This window comes from Paracoccus albicereus (genome assembly GCF_024359525.1).
GTDB lineage: Bacteria > Pseudomonadota > Alphaproteobacteria > Rhodobacterales > Rhodobacteraceae > Paracoccus > Paracoccus albicereus.
The window spans coordinates 261,790-278,504 of the sequence record NZ_JAKZEU010000005.1 but is presented as its reverse complement, the minus strand read 5'-3'; the positions used below and the strand labels follow the sequence as shown (position 1 = coordinate 278,504).

General features: G+C 64.6%; 15 protein-coding genes. 3 read left to right on the top strand and 12 right to left on the bottom strand.

Annotation, left to right across the window (positions count from 1 at the left end):
* Positions 1-70 precede the first annotated feature (70 nt).
* Positions 71-742 carry a hypothetical protein gene (locus MLD63_RS15045; RefSeq protein WP_255330728.1) on the bottom strand — a complete coding sequence of 224 codons (672 nt, stop codon included), beginning with the start codon at positions 740-742 and terminating at the stop codon, positions 71-73.
* Between the two features lie 199 nt (positions 743-941).
* Here MLD63_RS15045 and MLD63_RS15040 point away from each other — a divergent pair, with 199 nt between their 5' ends.
* Positions 942-1,865 (top strand): class I fructose-bisphosphate aldolase, encoded by a 924-nt coding sequence (locus MLD63_RS15040; protein ID WP_255330727.1) that lies wholly within the window; start codon positions 942-944, stop codon positions 1,863-1,865.
* A 5-nt stretch (positions 1,866-1,870) separates the two neighbouring features.
* On the opposite strand, the gene MLD63_RS15035 is transcribed toward MLD63_RS15040, so the two are convergent.
* The 4 genes from MLD63_RS15035 to guaA form a co-directional block, all read right to left on the bottom strand.
* On the bottom strand, positions 1,871-2,683 hold the full coding sequence (locus MLD63_RS15035; RefSeq protein WP_255330726.1) for a GNAT family N-acetyltransferase: 813 nt from the start codon (positions 2,681-2,683) through the stop codon (positions 1,871-1,873).
* Positions 2,680-3,411: a DUF72 domain-containing protein gene (locus MLD63_RS15030; RefSeq protein ID WP_255330725.1), complete on the bottom strand. Its 732-nt coding sequence runs from the start codon at positions 3,409-3,411 to the stop codon at positions 2,680-2,682. The genes MLD63_RS15035 and MLD63_RS15030 overlap by 4 nt, the downstream gene beginning before the upstream one ends.
* A gap of 58 nt (positions 3,412-3,469) precedes the next feature.
* Positions 3,470-4,567, bottom strand: a complete 1,098-nt coding sequence (locus MLD63_RS15025; protein WP_255330724.1) for a transglutaminase-like domain-containing protein — start codon at positions 4,565-4,567, stop codon at positions 3,470-3,472.
* 107 nt (positions 4,568-4,674) lie between these two features.
* Positions 4,675-6,228: a glutamine-hydrolyzing GMP synthase gene (gene guaA, locus MLD63_RS15020; protein WP_255330723.1), complete on the bottom strand. Its 1,554-nt coding sequence runs from the start codon at positions 6,226-6,228 to the stop codon at positions 4,675-4,677.
* Between the two features lie 120 nt (positions 6,229-6,348).
* Between guaA and MLD63_RS15015 the strand changes: the two genes are divergently transcribed.
* On the top strand, positions 6,349-6,942 hold the full coding sequence (locus MLD63_RS15015; protein ID WP_255330722.1) for a CAP domain-containing protein: 594 nt from the start codon (positions 6,349-6,351) through the stop codon (positions 6,940-6,942).
* On the opposite strand, the gene MLD63_RS15010 is transcribed toward MLD63_RS15015, so the two are convergent.
* From MLD63_RS15010 to gloB, 7 genes are all read right to left on the bottom strand, one after another.
* Positions 6,943-8,286 (bottom strand): branched-chain amino acid ABC transporter permease, encoded by a 1,344-nt coding sequence (locus tag MLD63_RS15010; RefSeq protein ID WP_255330721.1) that lies wholly within the window; start codon positions 8,284-8,286, stop codon positions 6,943-6,945. It abuts the gene before it with no gap.
* Positions 8,287-8,296: 10 nt separating this feature from the next.
* On the bottom strand, positions 8,297-9,304 hold the full coding sequence (locus tag MLD63_RS15005; RefSeq protein ID WP_255330720.1) for a branched-chain amino acid ABC transporter permease: 1,008 nt from the start codon (positions 9,302-9,304) through the stop codon (positions 8,297-8,299).
* Between the two features lie 57 nt (positions 9,305-9,361).
* Positions 9,362-10,192, bottom strand: coding sequence for an ABC transporter ATP-binding protein (locus MLD63_RS15000; RefSeq protein WP_255330719.1), 831 nt, complete (start codon positions 10,190-10,192; stop codon positions 9,362-9,364).
* Entirely contained in the window at positions 10,189-10,971 is a 783-nt protein-coding gene (locus MLD63_RS14995; protein ID WP_255330718.1) for an ABC transporter ATP-binding protein, read from the bottom strand. The genes MLD63_RS15000 and MLD63_RS14995 overlap by 4 nt, the downstream gene beginning before the upstream one ends.
* 124 nt (positions 10,972-11,095) lie before the next feature.
* Entirely contained in the window at positions 11,096-12,280 is a 1,185-nt protein-coding gene (locus tag MLD63_RS14990) for an ABC transporter substrate-binding protein (protein WP_255330717.1), read from the bottom strand.
* A 248-nt stretch (positions 12,281-12,528) separates the two neighbouring features.
* Positions 12,529-14,856 carry an ATP-dependent Clp protease ATP-binding subunit ClpA gene (clpA, locus tag MLD63_RS14985; RefSeq protein ID WP_255330716.1) on the bottom strand — a complete coding sequence of 776 codons (2,328 nt, stop codon included), beginning with the start codon at positions 14,854-14,856 and terminating at the stop codon, positions 12,529-12,531.
* A gap of 216 nt (positions 14,857-15,072) precedes the next feature.
* A complete protein-coding gene (gene gloB, locus MLD63_RS14980; protein ID WP_255330715.1) occupies positions 15,073-15,822 on the bottom strand; it encodes a hydroxyacylglutathione hydrolase in 750 nt (249 codons plus the stop codon).
* A gap of 57 nt (positions 15,823-15,879) precedes the next feature.
* On the opposite strand from gloB, the gene MLD63_RS14975 reads away from it, so the two are divergent.
* The gene (locus MLD63_RS14975) at positions 15,880-16,665 is read left to right on the top strand and encodes a methyltransferase domain-containing protein (RefSeq protein ID WP_255330714.1); all 786 of its coding nucleotides are present in this window, start codon (positions 15,880-15,882) and stop codon (positions 16,663-16,665) included.
* The last annotated feature ends 50 nt before the right edge of the window (positions 16,666-16,715 follow it).

The window sequence follows — 16,715 nt, the reverse complement described above, 5'->3', positions numbered from 1 at the left end:
GCGTAACCTGCCGCAAATGACAAAGCCGGATCGGTCGCCCGATCCGGCTTTGTCGATTTCAGGAGTTGCTTCAGCGACCGAAGAGCTTGCCAAGAAGTCCGCCGCCACCTCCTTGTGGCGGGGTACTGTTGTTACCACTGCCGCTGCCTGCGGGTCCAGGATTGCTGGTAGAACCGGCTGGGCCAGGCGCTGGACCAGCGGGTGCTGGTTCAGGGCTTGTCGCGGTGGATCCACCGCTATCCCCGCCCGAGGCTGCAGGCGCGCTGCTGCCGCCGGTCGCGCCGACCCCGGCACCGCCGCTTGTCTCGCCCGAATTCGTCGAACCGCCGTCACCGATAGCATCGGATGCCTGACCGGGCGAAGCGCCCGCGGATGCTTCCGCTCCGTCCGTACCGGCTTCCGCAGGCACCCCACCGGTTGCCGGCGTAGGCTCGTCCGGCGGACTGCTGGCGACCGTCTCACTGCTCGCCACGCTTTCCGTCGGCTTGGCCGGATCGTTCGCGGATTCGCGGACCTTGGCTGTTGCCTCATAGCCCTTGGCCGCTGTTTGCCAGGCCAGATAGCCTTTGTCCTGCCCGCCAAGATCGAACCGGAACGACGTGTCGCCGACCTCTGCCTCGCCCGCGGCACTGATTGCCTGCTGGAAGACTCCGGCGGTCGCGGTATTCAGTTCGTAAGGCGGGACGTATGACCTGCCAAACAGAACGAGTTGCGACTGACTGAGGGATGCGTTGATAACCATGTCTGACCTCCTTTCGCCATTCCCATGGGTCAGCGTTAGCACGAGGGTATCGATCCCGCCTGCGCCGAGTGTTTAGGATTTTATTAATGGTTATCTCGGCGTTAACGAAGTGACGCCCTGCGCAGGGATGTTAGCGTCACCAGCGTTGCCCTGCCGCGCCCTTCTGTTAGGAAGCAGCCAAGCCACAGGGGATAGAGTGATGACCATGACCGATACCGTCCGCCGCATTCTTGCCAATTACGAGGGTGAGACGCCCGGCGTGAAGGCGCAGCTTGCGCGGATGCTGATGCACGGCAAGCTGGGCGGCACCGGCAAGATGATCATCCTGCCCGTCGATCAGGGCTTCGAACACGGCCCCGCGCGGTCCTTCGCGAAGAACCCCGACGGCTACGACCCGCACTATCATTACCAGTTGGCAATCGATGCGGGCCTGAACGCCTATGCTGCGCCGCTGGGCATGATCGAGGCCGGGGCTGACACCTTCGCGGGTCAGATCCCGACCATCCTGAAATGCAACAGCGCAAACTCGTTGATGTCGGACACCGCCGGCAAGAACCAGGCGGTGACGGCCACTGTCGATGACGCACTGCGCCTCGGCTGTTCGGCCATCGGCTTCACGATCTATCCCGGCAGCGACATGGCGCTCGACATGTTCGAGGAGATCACCGAAATGCGGCGCGAGGCTGCGTCGAAGGGCGTCGCCACGGTGATCTGGTCCTATCCGCGCGGCGAGGCGATCAGCAAGGACGGGGAAACGGCGATCGACATCGCCGCCTATGCCGCCCAGATCGCGGCACTTTTGGGCGCCCATATCATCAAGATCAAGCTTTCGACCGACCATCTGGAACTGGGCGAGGCCAAGAAAGTCTACGAGGCGCAGGGGATCGACATCTCGACCCAGGCCAAGCGCGTCGAGCATTGCATGAAGGCGGCCTTCGGCGGGCGCCGGATCGTCATCTTCTCGGGCGGCGCGGCCAAGGGATCGGACGCGGTTTACGAAGACGCGATGGCGATCCGCGACGGCGGCGGCAACGGCAGCATCATCGGTCGTAACAGCTTCCAGCGTTCGCGCACCGACGCGCTGGAAATGCTGGGCAAGCTGGTCGACATCTACAAGGCCTGAGCCTCTCAGCCGAGGCTTGCAAAGGCGGGCGCGTGAACGATCTGCGCGCCCGTTTCTATTCCGGGGCCCGTAGCCTGCAGCGCGGGAGCGGCATAGGGCGAGTCCAGATCGACGGGCGCAAAGCCGAAGCGCGCATAATAGGCCGGTTCGCCCAGGACGATGATCGCGTGATCCGGACGCGCCGCGATGGCCGCCCGGATCAGCGCGGAACCGATCCCGCGCCGCTGCATCGCGGGATGGACCGCGACCGGCGCCAGGGCCAGCGCGGGAAAATGTGCTTCGACCCGCGACAGCGCGATATGACCCAGGACGGTGCCGCCCTGCGCCGCGACCAGCGACAGGTCCAGATCACCGTCTTCGCGCAACCGGTCAACCAGCCGCGCCTCATCCTCGCTGCCGAAGGCGAGATGGTTCAAAGCGTGGATGCCGTGGCGATCCGCCCGATCCTCAGGGCGCAGGAAGGGCGCGGCTTCGGCCTTGTGAAAGTCGCGGCGGATGTCGCCAGAGTCGCGGCCCCAGTCACTGTCCTTCGTGCGCGCCTGATGGGCGGCGAAGGCGTCCGCATCGGCGAAGAGTTCGCTCAGATGCCAGACCAGCGGATCGTCGTCCTGATGGATGTCGAATCGCAGGTTCCCGGGTTCCGCCCGGCTTGCCTCGATATGACCGGGCAGAAGGTCCATCGCTAGCATCATCTGAGACGGATCGGCGCAGATCAGCCGGCCTGACAGCGCGATCATCGGACGGTCGAGTTCGATCGGCTCGCCCGTCTCTTCGAGAGCAGGGCGTGGCCCGTGGTCGTGTCCGCATGCGCAGCTCATGTCAGCCTTTCGATCAGCGCCTGTGCACAGGCCGGATTCCGTGCCTTGTGGCCGGAGATGACATAGAGGAAGAGGTCGCGTCCTTTGGCCATGCGCTTCGCTTCCTCGGCCCAGTGATCCAGCGCCTTTGGTGTATAGCCGTTCGCGCGGTCGGTCGTGCCCATCAGGCGCATATAGGCGAAGTCGGCGGTTTCGACGTCGATATCGGGGAACTCGCTGTCGGCGCCGCGGATCAGTGCGATGTTCCGGTCGCGGCACAGTTCGGCCGCCTTGTTGTCCGCGAAGCTGTCGTGGCGCACCTCGATCGCGTGGCGCAGGGCGATGCCGTCCTGCGTCTTGGGCAGAAGCGCGAGAAAGGCGGCAAATTCTTCGGGATCGAAAGTCTTGGTGGCGGCCAACTGCCAGTTGATCGGGCCAAGCTTGTCGCCCAGCTTCGTGATCCCCGACGTCAGGAACTTTTCGACGCTGCCGCCGGCCTCGCCAAGATTCTTGCGGTTCGTCGCGTAGCGGCTCGCCTTGATCGCGAAGACGAAATCATCGGGCGTTTCGTCATGCCATTTCTGAAAGGTCGTCGGCTTCTGGCTGCCGTAATAGGTCGCGTTGATCTCGATACTCGACAGCGCGCGGCTGGCGAATTCCAGTTCACGCCGTTGTGGCAGATCGTCGGGATAGAACACGCCGCCGCGCCATTCATCGAAATTCCAGCCGCCGATTCCGACGCGGATCATGGCATGTTCCTTGGATAGGCAGAAACGCCGGCCCGTGATCCGGGCCGGCGATCGGGGGTCAGAGCGCGGTCGCAGTCATCTCGTAGCGGAACGCTTCGGCATCGAGTTCGTCAAGCGACTGCGAGCCGATCTGGCCCTGCGGATACATCAGGAAGGGCAGGGAGTCGTTTCCGCCGCTCAGCTTGATGTCGCTGGCGGTGTTGAAGCCGACCCAGTTGCCTTCCCACGACCCGAACAGCGCCGCATCGACCGGCGCGACCAGCGGATCGGCCGCATCCTTGATCCATGTGTCGGTTTCCGCGCGCATCACCTTCAGCACGTCGGCAGGATCCATCGCGACCCAACCCAGACCGGTCAGCCACACTTCGGCGCGGCAATGCTGGGCGCCCGTGACGGTCGGGCTGTTCGCGCCAAGCTGCTTGTAGCCGAATTCGGACGGTGCGACGCGAACGCCGTAGATGTCGCGTGCCGGAACGCCCGAAGCGCGAGCGAGGCCCACGAAGAGACCGTTGAGGTCCGCGCATTTTCCACCGATGCCGGCGCTGGCCAGTGTCGCCTCGATATCGCCGGGGCCGCAGCCGGGCGTGTCGAGGTTACGGTGACAGTTCTCGACGATCCAGGCATAGATCGCGGCGACCTTGTCGCGGTCGGTCGCAGCGCCCTTGGTGATCTCCTGCGCGCGCTCCAGCACCACGCCGTCGAGCGGCTTCAGGCTCGACCCCTGCAATGCGGCCTGCAGAACGGCGGGATCTTCCTGCGGCTCGGTTCCAGCCTCCCAGTCGGCGACCCTGTTGCGAGTCTCGACCAGGCTGGTCAATTCGATCTGCGGCTGCGCATCACCGTCGAAGCGCGCGTGAAGATAGCGTGCCCCGGTCTCGGGATCGGTGACGATCGCGGCCTCGGTGGCGTTGCCGGTAAAGCTGTCATCGACGCTGCGCTGCCAGTCGCTGTCGATCGCGGGCACGGGCAGCCAGACCTGGGCCGGACCGGCCTTTGCCAGGGTGACATTCGTGCGCAGGCTGTAGCGCTGCCAATCCGAAACGGCGGGGGCGAAGACGGGCGACGCTTCGGCGCGACGCAGGAAGCCCGGCATCGCGGGAAGGGATGCCGCGGCAAAGGCGGTCAGCAAAAGGTGGCGTCGGCTGATCTGGGGCATTGGGCTCTCCCTTGATGGCGAGGGTCGTGGCGGCGATGCGCCGCCAGCGTTAACAGAATTGCGGCAAAGCCCGGCAAGATCAACTCATCTTCCATGAGAGGCGTGGCTCATTCCCACTCGATCGTGCCCGGCGGCTTCGAGGTAATGTCGTAGGTCACCCGATTGATGCCCTTGACCTCGTTGATGATTCGCGTCGCGGTTTCACCCAGGAAATCGTGGGTAAAGGGATAATAATCGGCCGTCATCCCGTCGACCGAGGTGACGGCACGCAGCGCGCAGGCATAATCGTAGGTGCGTCCGTCGCCCATCACGCCCACGGTGCGGACCGGCAGGATCGCCACGAAGGCCTGCCAGATCTCGTCGTAAAGACCGTGACGCCGGATCTGATCGATGAAGACGGCATCGGCCTTGCGCAGGATCTCCAGCTTGTCACGGGTGATCTCACCAGGGCAGCGGATCGCAAGGCCGGGGCCGGGGAAGGGATGACGCCCGATGAAGGTGCTGGGCAGGCCAAGCTCTCTGCCCAGTTCGCGGACCTCGTCCTTGAACAGCTCGCGCAGCGGCTCGACCAGCTTCAGACCCATCTTCTCGGGCAGGCCGCCGACATTGTGGTGCGACTTGATGGTGACCGAAGGGCCGCCGCTGAACGACACGCTTTCGATGACGTCCGGATAAAGCGTGCCCTGCGCCAGAAACTCGGCACCATCGATCTTGCCCGCCTCGCGCTGGAACACGTCGATGAACAGCTTGCCGATCGTCTTGCGCTTGACCTCGGGGTCCGAAATGCCCTCGAGCGCGCCCAGGAACAGGTCGGCCTCGTCGGCATGGATCAGCGGGATGTTGTAATGGTCGCGGAACATCGTCACGACCTCTTCGGCCTCATTCAGCCGCAGCAGGCCGTGATCGACGAAGACGCATGTCAACTGATCACCGATCGCCTCGTGGATCAGCACGGCCGCGACGGATGAATCCACCCCGCCCGACAATCCGCAGATGACCTTCCGGTCGCCGACCTGATCGCGGATCTTGCGGATCGCCTCATCCTTGTAGGCGGCCATGGTCCAGTCGCCCGTGAAGCCCGCCAGCCGGACAAAGTTTTCCAGCATCTGGCGGCCGTTCGGCGTGTGATGAACCTCAGGGTGGAATTGCACGGCGTAAAATCCGCGAGACTCGTCGGCGGTGATCGCGAAGGGTGCGTTGGGCGAGGTGCCGATCACCTCGAAGCCGGGTGCCAACTGGGTGACGCGGTCGCCGTGGCTCATCCAGACCTGCTCACGCTCGGCCAGACCCGCGAAGATGCCGTCCTTGCGGTGGCCCGGCGCGGGCGTGACGAAGGCGCGGCCGTATTCGGCGTGATGACCGGCCTCGACCCGTCCGCCCAGCTGCTCCATCATCACCTGCTGGCCGTAGCAGATCCCGAAGACCGGCACGCCCATCTCGAACAGGCTTTGCGGCGCGCGAGGGCTTCCGTCGCGGGTCACGCTGTCCGGTCCGCCCGACAGGATCACGGCCTGCGGTGCGATGTCGCGAAGGCGCGCATCGGTCAGCGTCTGGTAAGGATGGATCTCGCAATAGACGTTCAGTTCGCGGAGTCGCCGCGCGATCAACTGCGTGACCTGAGAGCCGAAATCGACGACGAGAAGGCGCTGATGCTGTGTCATGGCCGGGCTTTACGCGCGCGCGGGGCATCGCGCAAGGCCGGGAACCGGCCGCGGTCCAGAGTCGTTTGATTTCGTCAATGGGAACAAGGCGTTCGGCGCCCTTACGGAAAGGATCAGCCCATGCGGACATCACGCATGATCGTCGCAGCTTTTGGCATGGGGGCGGTGGCCGCACTTTCGGCCTGCGAACAAAGCAGCGTCATGGTCGACGAACCCGGCTACGTTCTGGACGGGGTCGAACTGGCCGAGGTCGAGGGCGTGCAGGTCGAGACCGGCGTACCGGTGCCGCCCGCGTCCCAGTCCTTGGCCGCGTCCTGCACGGCGGACGCGGCTGGCGCCAACGCGCTCGCCGACGCGATCAACGCGGCGCGCAGCGTCGAGGGCAAGGTGCTTCTAGACCGCAACGAGACACTGGACGGCGTGGCGCAGTCCCATGCCTGCGACATGGTGCGTATGGGTCAGGCGACTGTCGCCGGCTCGAACGGGTCGAACGTCGTGGATCGTGCGCGCGCTGTGGGGTATCCGACCTGCGGTGTGATCCAGCTGGCACAGGTCGGCGGCTCGCCGACGGGCATCGTCAATGCGTGGCTGAATTCGCCCCCGCACCGCGAGCAGGTGCTGGGTCAGTTGTCCGACGAGATCGGCGTCGGCGTCACCACCGGCGCGGACGGGCGTCAGTGGTGGTCGGTCGTCATGGGCGACAACTGCCGGTGATCACCGTTCTGGCAGCAACCCCCGCGGGGCGAAGCGCAGCACGAGCAGCAAGATCATCCCCATCGCGATGAAGCGCATGTGGGGGGCGCTATCGAGAAGGTGATCCTTGACCGCGCCTGCTGGCATGGGCGCGGTCAGAAGCCCGATCAGTTCGGGACCCCACACCTCGACCTTGATCCACAAGAACCAGATCAGGACGGCGCCAAGCACCGCGCCCCAGTTGTTGCCAGACCCGCCGATGATGACCATCACCCAGATCAGGAACGTGTAGCGCAGTGGATTGTAGCTTGTCGGCGCCATCAGGCCGTCCAGTGTGATCATCATCGCGCCGGCCATGCCGATCACGCCACAGCCGATGATGAAGACCTGCAAGTGCCGCGCGGTGACGTCCTTGCCCATCGCCTCGGCCGCGGTTTCGTTGTCGCGGATCGCGCGCATCATCCGGCCCCAGGGCGATTTCAACGCCAACTCGGCCAGCAGGATGATCGCCAGCAGGACGACCAGGAACAGCGACATGTAGCAAAGCTTGACCCAGATCCCCGAAGCCTCGGCCGCGCTCGTCGACCATGAATTGGCGAAGGACTGGAAGTCCGGGTTGCGCTGCAACTCGATCTCGTAGGGGACGGGCCGGGGGATCGAGGTGATGTTCTTGACCCCGCGCGCCAGCCATTCCTCGTTCTTCAGGACCGCGACGATGATCTCGCCGATGCCGAGCGTGGCGATCGCGAGGTAATCCGACCGCAGGCCTAGTGCAACCTTGCCCACCGCCCAGGCCGCCGCGGCGGCGAAGAGCCCGCCGATTGGCCAGGACAGCAGAACCGGCCAGCCGAGGCCGCCTATATTACCGTAGCGCGCCGACTGGTTCGCCTCGATCGCGGCGACTGCGGGGTCAAAGACCCAGCGGAACAGGAAGAAGCCAAGGACCAGGACACCGGCGGTCGCAAGCGCACCCACCTTGCCCCGGCCCCGCCGCCAGACCAGCGAGGCCAGCGCCAGCGAGCCGATGCCGGTCACCAACGCTGCGATGATCCGCATTCCGCCCGCGCCCCAGGCCCCCTCGACCGGGGGAAGCGCGATCAGGACCGGCGCAAGCCCGCCAAGTGCAAGGAAGCCCACGACGCCGACGTTGAACAGCCCCGCATAGCCCCACTGCATGTTCAGCCCAAGCGCAGTGATGGCCGAGATCAGACCCATGTTCAGGATCGCCAGCGAGATGTTCCAGCTGCCCGAGAACATCGCGTTGCGGAACGTGCCTTCGGCGAAGAACAGGGCCGCGAGGATCAAGAACAGGACCGGCGCACGCCAGCGGCTGGCAGCGGAGGTGACTTGACGGTTTCCGGACATCGGCGCCCCCTCAGACGGACTTGCCGCGGAACAGGCCGGTGGGCCGGAACAGCAGGACGGCGATCAGGATCATGAAGCTGACCGCGAATTTGTATTCGGTGGACAAAAGCTGCAGCAGCCCATCCGGTTGCCAGTCTGGAGCCAGATAGCCCACGATCTTTCGCCACGGATACGTGACCGCGACCTCGGAAAAGGCGACGAGGAAACCGCCCGCGATGGCGCCAACCGGATTGCCCAATCCGCCGACGATGGCCGACGCGAAGATCGGCAGCAGCATCTGGAAATAGTTGAACGGCCCGAACGATTTGTCCAAGCCGTACAGCGTGCCCGCGATCACCATCAGCGCCGCCGCGATGATCCATGTGATGCGGACCACCCGCTCGGGCTCGATCCCGGACAGCAGCGCCAGATCCTCGTTGTCCGAATAGGCACGCATCGCCTTGCCGGACTTGGTGCGGTTCAGGAACCGGAACAGCGCCCAGACCACCAGCACCGCGACGACCAGCGTCAGCACCTGCGTCGTGCGCAGGGCAAGCCCCTCGTCCAGGCCCGACCAGTCGCGGAAGCTGCGCACATCGATCACGAAGCGCGCGCCATCGGTGAAGATCTGATCGTCGACCCCGATCAACAGGCGCGTCAGTCCGTTCATCACGAACATCACGCCGACCGACGCCATGACCATGATGATCGGCGCGGACTTGTTGACGCGATAGAAGCGATAGACAACGCGGTCGGTGCCCAGCACCAGCAGCGCCGTCAGCGCGATACCAAGGGGAAGCGCCAGCAGCGCCGTCGGCAGCGGCCCAAGGTTGACGCCCAGCCCCTGCAGGCCCCAGGTCAGGATGATGACGATCGCTGTCCCGAATGCCATCGTGTCGCCATGCGCGAAATTGGAAAAACGCAGGATCCCGTAGATCAGCGTGACCCCAAGCGCGCCAAGCGCCAGCTGCGCGCCATAGGACGCGGCCGGGATGAAGACGAAGTTCAGGAAGGCGACAAGCGCGTTGAGGATGTCCATCAGCGTGTTTCCTCAGCGTGGTCTGGCGTCAAAGTCATCATGGTAATTCGCACCGCCTCAGCCCCCCAGGAAGGTGCGGCGCACCTCTTCGTTCGCCATCAGCTCCTTGCCGGTACCGGTATGCGCGTTGCGCCCCTGGACCAGCACGTAGGCCTTGTCGGCGATGTTCATCGCCTGCCGGGCGTTCTGTTCGACCATCAGCACCGGCAGCCCGCCGCGCGCGATGGCGATGATGCGGTCGAAGAGCTCGTCCATCACGATGGGTGATACCCCTGCTGTCGGCTCGTCCAGCATCAGAAGGCTCGGGCGCGTCATCAGCGCACGGCTGACCGCGACCTGCTGGCGTTGTCCACCGGACAACTCGCCGGCCGCCTGCTTGCGCTTGTCCGCGACGGCAGGGAACAGATCGAACACCTGCTCCATCGTTTCCGAGATGTCGTCGTCGCGGATGAAGGCCCCCATCTCCAGGTTCTCTTGCACCGTGAGCGACGGGAAGATGTTGTTGACCTGCGGCACGAAGCCCATCCCGGCCTTGACCCGGTCCTGCGGGTTCAGCGCGGTGATATCGCGCCCGTTCAGTCGCACGCTGCCCTGCCGCAGGTCGAGCATTCCGAACACCGCCTTCATGGCCGTCGATTTCCCGGCGCCGTTCGGACCGACGATGACGGCGATCTCACCCTGTTCGACCGCGATGGTGCAATCGTGCAGGATGTCGGGGCCGGTGCCGTAACCGCCGGTCATCGCCTCGCCGATCAGGAACGGATCGCCCGCGCGACCCTCGCCCACGGGGCCGGATCTGCGGGTGCTGTCGATCGTGCCCGACGGGCGCGGATTGACGACCGAGGCATCGCGGTTGCCGCGGTTCGCGAAGGCGTCCGATCCGCTCATGCGCCAACCATGTCCTTGTTCTTCAGACCGGTGCCCAGATAGGCCTCGATCACCTGTTCGTTCTGCATGATGTCGGAAGCAGAGCCCTGCGCCAGCACCTTGCCTTCGGCCATCACGATCACCGGATCGCAAAGCTTGCCGATGAAGTCCATGTCGTGCTCGATGACGCAGAAGGTATAACCGCGCTCGCGGTTCAGTCGCGTGATCGCGTCGGCGATCGTGCCCAGAAGCGTGCGGTTCACGCCGGCCCCGACCTCGTCGAGAAAGACGACCTTGGCATCGACCATCATCGTGCGGCCCAGTTCCAGCAGCTTCTTCTGACCGCCGGACAGATTGCCAGCCTTTTCGTGGGTCAGGTGGCGGATGGTCAGGAAATCCAGAACCTCATCGGCCTTGCGCGCCAATTCCGCCTCTTCGCGCGCGATGCGCCCACGGCGGAAGAATGTGTTCACGATGGTCTCGCCGGTCTGGCCGCCCGGAACCATCATCAGGTTCTCGCGCACCGTCATCGAGGCGAATTCATGTGCCAACTGGAACGTGCGCAGCAACCCTTTGTGGAACAGCGCATGCGGCGGCAGTCCGGTGATGTCCTCGCCGTCCATGATGACGCGACCCGACGTGGGCGCCAGATCGCCCGCGATCACGTTGAACAGCGTGGACTTGCCGGCGCCGTTCGGGCCGATCAGCCCGGTGATCGAACCGGTCTCGATCGTCAGGCTTGCGCCATCGACAGCGCGAAAGCCGCCGAAATGCCGGTGAAGATCCTCGACGCGGATCATGGTTCCCCCTGTTTGCCTGCCGCTGTGGCGTGGCGTCCGGCCTTGCGCCGGTCTTGTCGTTGATTTTCGCTAAACGGCCCGGTCCGCGTCTCGCGCGATCCGGGCCGCCCATCAGATTGGATGATCAGCGGTAGCCGACCACCTCCATCGCGCCGTCCTTGAACTCGATCTCGCGATAGACGCCGGCGGATTCGCCTGCGCCGACAAGCTCAACCGCAGTCGCACCGACGTAATCGACGTCGCCGCCGCCATTGATGATTTCCAGCGCCTTGCCCAGTTCGCCCGGCAGAATCTTTTCGCCCGGCTCGTTGGCGACATCCATGATGCTGCCTTTGTAGGTCGCCGGATCGCTGGAGCCGGAGGCCGCCATCGAAAGCAGGATCAGCGCGGCGGCGTCGTAGGCCTCGGCCGAGAAGGCTTCAGAGCCGTCGAAACCGGCATCCTCGGCCATCGCGATGTATTTGTCGCGACCTTCACCTTCGGCGGCCGGGTTCTGCCCGAAGCTGCCCTCGATCTCGGACGCGAAGCGGTCGGTCAGCGCGTTCGAGACCATCCCGTCGGGGAAGACGAACGTGTCGAAGGCACCGGTGTCGAGTGCGCCGCGCAGAATGCCCGAGCCGCCCTTGTCGACATAGCCCGCGATCACCAGCGCGTCGCCGCCCGCTGCGGCCAATGCGCCGACCTCCGCCGAATAGTCGGCCTTGTCGTCGTCATGCGCCGAGTTGACGGTGACGGTGCCACCGGCAGCTTCGTAGGCGGCCTGGAAGCTGTCGGCCAGGCCCTTGCCGTAATCGTTGTTGGTGTAGGTCACGGCGACCGTCTGGATGCCGCGATCCATCAGGATGTTGGCCATCACTTCACCCTGGCGGGCGTCGGACGGCGAGGTGCGGAAGAACAGATCGTTGTCCTCGATCGTCGACAGCGCGGGCGATGTCGCCGAGGGCGAGATCATGACGATCCCGTTCGGCAGCGCGACCTTTTCCAGCGTCGCGATGGTTTCGCCCGAGCACATGCCGCCGACGATGCCCTTGACGCCTTCGGCCGTCACGATCCGCTCGACCGCGGTGGTCGCGGCGGCGGCGTCGGTGCAGGTGGTGTCTGCGTTGACGGTGCTGACGGTCGAGCCGTCGAGCAACAGGCCGGATTCGTTGACTTCCTCGATCGCCATCTTGGCGCCGGCTTCCATCGGCGGGGCAAGCGATTCCAGCGCCCCGGTAAAGCCGAGCGCAATGCCGAGCTTGATGTCTTCTGCGGCCGCGGCGCCGACGGTCAAGGCCGTGGCGGCGGTGGCAAGAAGCAGCTTCTTCATAATCTCATCTCCCAGTTGGAACGTTGTCCTGCCGGCAGGTTAGATAGCGGGCCTGCAAAAGGAAAGACACATGATGCCGCGCCGTACCGGCACTTTCCGACAGGTTTGAAGCGTTTCGGAGGCCAAGTTCCGGCCGATCAGAAGCAACGCGATCAAGGGGTGCGTGATGAACGCGATCAAAGCGTGCTCGAAACAGAAACGCCGCACCCGAAGATGCGGCGTTTCCATTCTTGGACTGCCTGGAAGGCTTAGCCTGCGGTGAGCAGCGGAGGCTTGGACTTCGAGATGCGCGGAGCGTCCGGCCCGGTGATGTCGAAGGCGATCTCGCCATCCTCGACCGTCACGCGAACGACCCCGCCCTTCTGCAACCGACCAAACAGCAGTTCTTCGGCCAGCGGCTTCTTGATGCTCTCCTGGATTACACGGCCCAGCGGGCGCGCGCCCATCCGGTCGTCGTAGCCCTTTTCGGCCAGCCAGTCGGCGGCCTCCGGCGTCAGGTCGATATGGACGTTGCGGTCCATCAGCTGCGCTTCCAGCTGCAGGACAAACTTCTCGACCACGTGGACCACGGTCTCGCGAGACAGCGGACCGAAGCTGATGATCGCGTCCAGGCGGTTGCGGAACTCGGGCGTGAAGGTCCGCTCGATCGCCTCGACATCCTCGCCCTCGCGCCGCTCGCGGCCGAAGCCGATCGCAGCCTTGGCCTGGTCGGCGGCGCCCGCGTTGGTGGTCAGGATCAGGATCACGTTACGGAAGTCCACCTGACGGCCGTTGTGATCGGTCAGCTTGCCGTGGTCCATCACCTGCAGCAGGATGTTGTAGACATCCGGATGCGCCTTCTCGATCTCGTCGAGAAGCAGCACGCAATGCGGGTGCTGGTCAACGCCGTCCGTCAGAAGCCCACCCTGATCAAAGCCGACATAGCCCGGCGGGGCGCCGATCAACCGGCTGACTGCATGCTTCTCCATGTATTCGGACATGTCGAAGCGCAGCAGTTCCACGCCCAGCGTGGAGGCCAATTGCTTGGCGACCTCGGTCTTGCCGACGCCGGTCGGGCCCGCGAAGAGGTAGTTGCCGATCGGCTTTTCCGGTTCGCGTAGACCGGCTCGCGCCAGTTTGATCGCGCTGGAAAGCGCCTCGATCGCGCTGTCCTGACCAAAGACGACACGCTTCAGCGCGCTGTCGAGGTCGCGCAGAACCTCTGCATCGTCCTTGCTGACGTTCTTCGGTGGGATGCGCGCGATCTTGGCGACGACAGCCTCGATTTCCTTGGGGCTGATCGTCTTGCGACGGCGGCTTTCCGCGACCAGATGCTGCGCCGCGCCCGCCTCGTCGATCACGTCGATGGCACTGTCGGGCAGCTTGCGGTCGTTGATGTAGCGGCTGGCGAGTTCCACCGCCGTGCGGATCGCGTCATTGGTGTAGCGCAGTTCGTGATGCTTCTCGAAATGCGGCTTCAGACCCATGAGAATCTTGATGCTGTCGGGCACCGAGGGCTCGTTCACGTCGATCTTCTGGAAACGGCGGCTCAGCGCGCGATCCTTCTCAAAATGCTGGCGGTATTCCTTGTAGGTGGTCGAGCCCATGCAGCGCAGCTTGCCACCGGCAAGTGCGGGCTTGAGCAGATTGGACGCATCCATCGCGCCGCCTGACGTCGCGCCGGCGCCGATCACGGTGTGAATCTCGTCGATGAACAGGATCGCGTCGGGATGTGCTTCGAGTTCCTTGACGACGGCTTTCAGCCGCTCCTCGAAATCGCCGCGATAGCGGGTACCGGCCAGCAGCGCGCCCATGTCGAGCGAGAAGATCGTGGCACCCGCCAGAACGTCGGGGGTCTGTCCCTCGACGATCTTCTTGGCCAGCCCTTCGGCGATCGCGGTCTTTCCAACACCGGGATCACCCACCAGCAAGGGGTTGTTCTTGCGACGGCGGCACAGGACCTGGATGCAGCGTTCGACTTCCGACTCGCGGCCGATCAGCGGGTCGACGTCACCCTTCTTCGACTTGGCGTTCAGGTCCACGCAGTATTTCGCGAGCGCGGTTTCGTCTTTCTGCTCGGCGCTGGCCTGCGAGGTCTGCTTCTCCTCTTCGGGCTGGTCGGCACCGATCACCTTGCGGGATTCGCTGAAATTCGGGTTCTTGGCGACGCCATGCGCGATGTAATTCACCGCGTCGTAGCGCGACATGTCCAGTTCCTGCAGGAAGAACGCGGCATTGGAGTCACGTTCGGCAAAGATCGCGACCAGCACATTCGCGCCAGTCACTTCGGACCGGCCCGAGCTTTGGACGTGGATCGCCGCGCGCTGGATCACGCGCTGGAAGGCTGCGGTCGGCACCGCTTCGGATCCTTCGACGTCGGTGACCAGGGTCGAAAGATCATCTTCGATGAATTCGACCAGCATCCGGCGCAGCTCGTCCAGATCGACGTTGCAGGCCTGCATGACGCGGACCGCGTCGGGTTCGTCGGTCAGCGCAAGAAGCAGGTGTTCCAGCGTGGCCAGTTCATGTCGGTTTTCATTCGCCAGCGCGAGGGCCGCGTGGATCGCCTGTTCCAGCGAGGTCGAAAAGCTAGGCACGGACACGTCTCCTGTCAGTCGGCTGGCGGTATGAGCCCCGGATTGGCTCACCGGCCCAGACTGTCACGGTACAGTTAAGATTTGGTGGATTTGGGCTGGCTTCAAGGAAATTCTGCGCCGCGGCCCTGAAAATCCGGCGGTTGATGCAGATGTGATCATGGGCCTGCGCATATTCAAGATGCGGCAAGCGTCGCTTGGCCGGTTGAACGGTCCAGGTCAAAACTCGTCCTTCATCTTCCGCAGGCGCGCGAAGACCTCGACATCTGGTGCGCCGTCCATTCCCAGTGATCCGCGCAGCGCGGCGATGCGCAGGAATGGGTTGGTCTCGCGTTCCACATCCAGTGTCGCGGGGGCGCATGGCTGCGCGCCATCCTTTACGCCCTCCAGGCGGTCCTTCAGCGCCTGATTGTCCCCGTCGACCGACAACGCGAAGGCGCCGTTGCCTGCGCAGTAATCGTGGCCCGAACAGATCAGCGTCTCGGCCGGCAGCGCGTTCAGCCGCGACAGGCTGTCCCACATCATGTCCGCGTCACCTTCAAACAGCCGACCGCAACCGATCGCCATCAGGCTGTCGGCGGTGAAGGCCAGCGCCGAGTCGCGAAAGTGAAAGGCGACATGGCCGATCGTGTGACCGGAGACGTCGATCACCAGGGCTTCCTCGCCGCAGACCTCGATCTTGTCGCCGGGCCGGACGGCGTGATCCAGCTTCGGCAGGCGCTTGGCGTCATCGGCATTGCCGATCACCCGTGCGTCCGGATGCTCTGCCTTGATCTCATCGACGCCGTGGATGTGGTCGTCATGGTGGTGCGTGATCAGGATCATATCCAGGTTCCAGCCGCGGTCCTTCAACGCCTGCAGGATCGGATCGGCCTCCGGCGCGTCGATCAGCGCGGTCTGACCGTTGCCGTGGATCAGATAGGCGTAGTTGTCCTTGAGGCAACGTACTGTGACGAGTTCCAGCGGCATTGGCAAAATCCTTCCCCTGTGGTCTGGTCAGGCTGTCAAAACGACGGGGCGCGCGCAATGCACCATGACATCACGGATCTGCGGCGCTTCTACTATCAGCGCGCCCTGGGCCGCGTCGTGCAGCGGATCCTGCGCGCGCGGCTTTGTGCGCTTTGGCCACCTGAGGGGACCAAGGGCATGAACGTCGCGGGCTACGGCTTTGCCGCGCCGATGCTGCGTCCCTACCTCGCTCATGCGCGCCGCGTCACCGCGCTGATGCCCGGCCCGCAGGGCGTGATGGCCTGGCCCGCGGGGGCGCCGAACCATTCCGTGCTGTGCGAGGATCGGGCATGGCCCGTCGATACCGGCAGCATTGACCGGCTGGTCCTGCTTCACGGGCTGGAAACCTCGGACCAACCCTCCGTCCTGCTGGCCGAGGCGGCGCGTGCTCTTGGTCCCGGCGGGCGGATGCTGGTGATGGTTCCCAACCGCGCGGGGCTTTGGGCCGCGTCCGAAAGGACGCCCTTCGGGTTTGGTCGCAGCTATACCGCGGGCCAGCTTGAATCGCAGACGCGAAAGGCGGGGCTCGTCACCGAGTGGCACGGCGCGGCGGTCTATATCCCGCCTTCCGATCGCCGGTTCTGGTTGCGCAGCGCCGAGATCTGGGAGCGCACCGGTACCCGGATCAGCCGTGTCCTGATTGCCGGCGTCGTGCTGGCGGAACTGTCGAAACAGGTTCACGCGCCTGTCGGTCCGGGGGTCCGGGTCCACGTCCCAAGCCCGCTGGAAGTCTTTGGCGGGATGGTTCGGCCACGCCCCGAAGGCGAGCGCGCGCTGGAGCCGCGCAAGACCGACCGGCAATAGCGTCCGGACGCGAAAAACATCTTTTGCCATCGTGGCTTTGCCGCTAGAGT

Coding starts and splice junctions, on each gene's coding strand:
- MLD63_RS15010 (WP_255330721.1), bottom strand. CDS start 8,286: ATGTCCGGAAACCGTCAAGTCACCTCCGCTGCCAGCCGCTGGCGTGCG.
- MLD63_RS14990 (WP_255330717.1), bottom strand. CDS start 12,280: ATGAAGAAGCTGCTTCTTGCCACCGCCGCCACGGCCTTGACCGTCGGC.
- MLD63_RS15030 (WP_255330725.1), bottom strand. CDS start 3,411: ATGATCCGCGTCGGAATCGGCGGCTGGAATTTCGATGAATGGCGCGGC.
- MLD63_RS15035 (WP_255330726.1), bottom strand. CDS start 2,683: ATGAGCTGCGCATGCGGACACGACCACGGGCCACGCCCTGCTCTCGAA.
- MLD63_RS15005 (WP_255330720.1), bottom strand. CDS start 9,304: ATGGACATCCTCAACGCGCTTGTCGCCTTCCTGAACTTCGTCTTCATC.
- MLD63_RS15040 (WP_255330727.1), top strand. CDS start 942: ATGACCATGACCGATACCGTCCGCCGCATTCTTGCCAATTACGAGGGT.
- gloB (WP_255330715.1), bottom strand. CDS start 15,822: ATGCCGCTGGAACTCGTCACAGTACGTTGCCTCAAGGACAACTACGCC.
- MLD63_RS15045 (WP_255330728.1), bottom strand. CDS start 742: ATGGTTATCAACGCATCCCTCAGTCAGTCGCAACTCGTTCTGTTTGGC.
- MLD63_RS14995 (WP_255330718.1), bottom strand. CDS start 10,971: ATGATCCGCGTCGAGGATCTTCACCGGCATTTCGGCGGCTTTCGCGCT.
- MLD63_RS14975 (WP_255330714.1), top strand. CDS start 15,880: ATGCACCATGACATCACGGATCTGCGGCGCTTCTACTATCAGCGCGCC.
- MLD63_RS15025 (WP_255330724.1), bottom strand. CDS start 4,567: ATGCCCCAGATCAGCCGACGCCACCTTTTGCTGACCGCCTTTGCCGCG.
- MLD63_RS15000 (WP_255330719.1), bottom strand. CDS start 10,192: ATGAGCGGATCGGACGCCTTCGCGAACCGCGGCAACCGCGATGCCTCG.
- guaA (WP_255330723.1), bottom strand. CDS start 6,228: ATGACACAGCATCAGCGCCTTCTCGTCGTCGATTTCGGCTCTCAGGTC.
- MLD63_RS15015 (WP_255330722.1), top strand. CDS start 6,349: ATGCGGACATCACGCATGATCGTCGCAGCTTTTGGCATGGGGGCGGTG.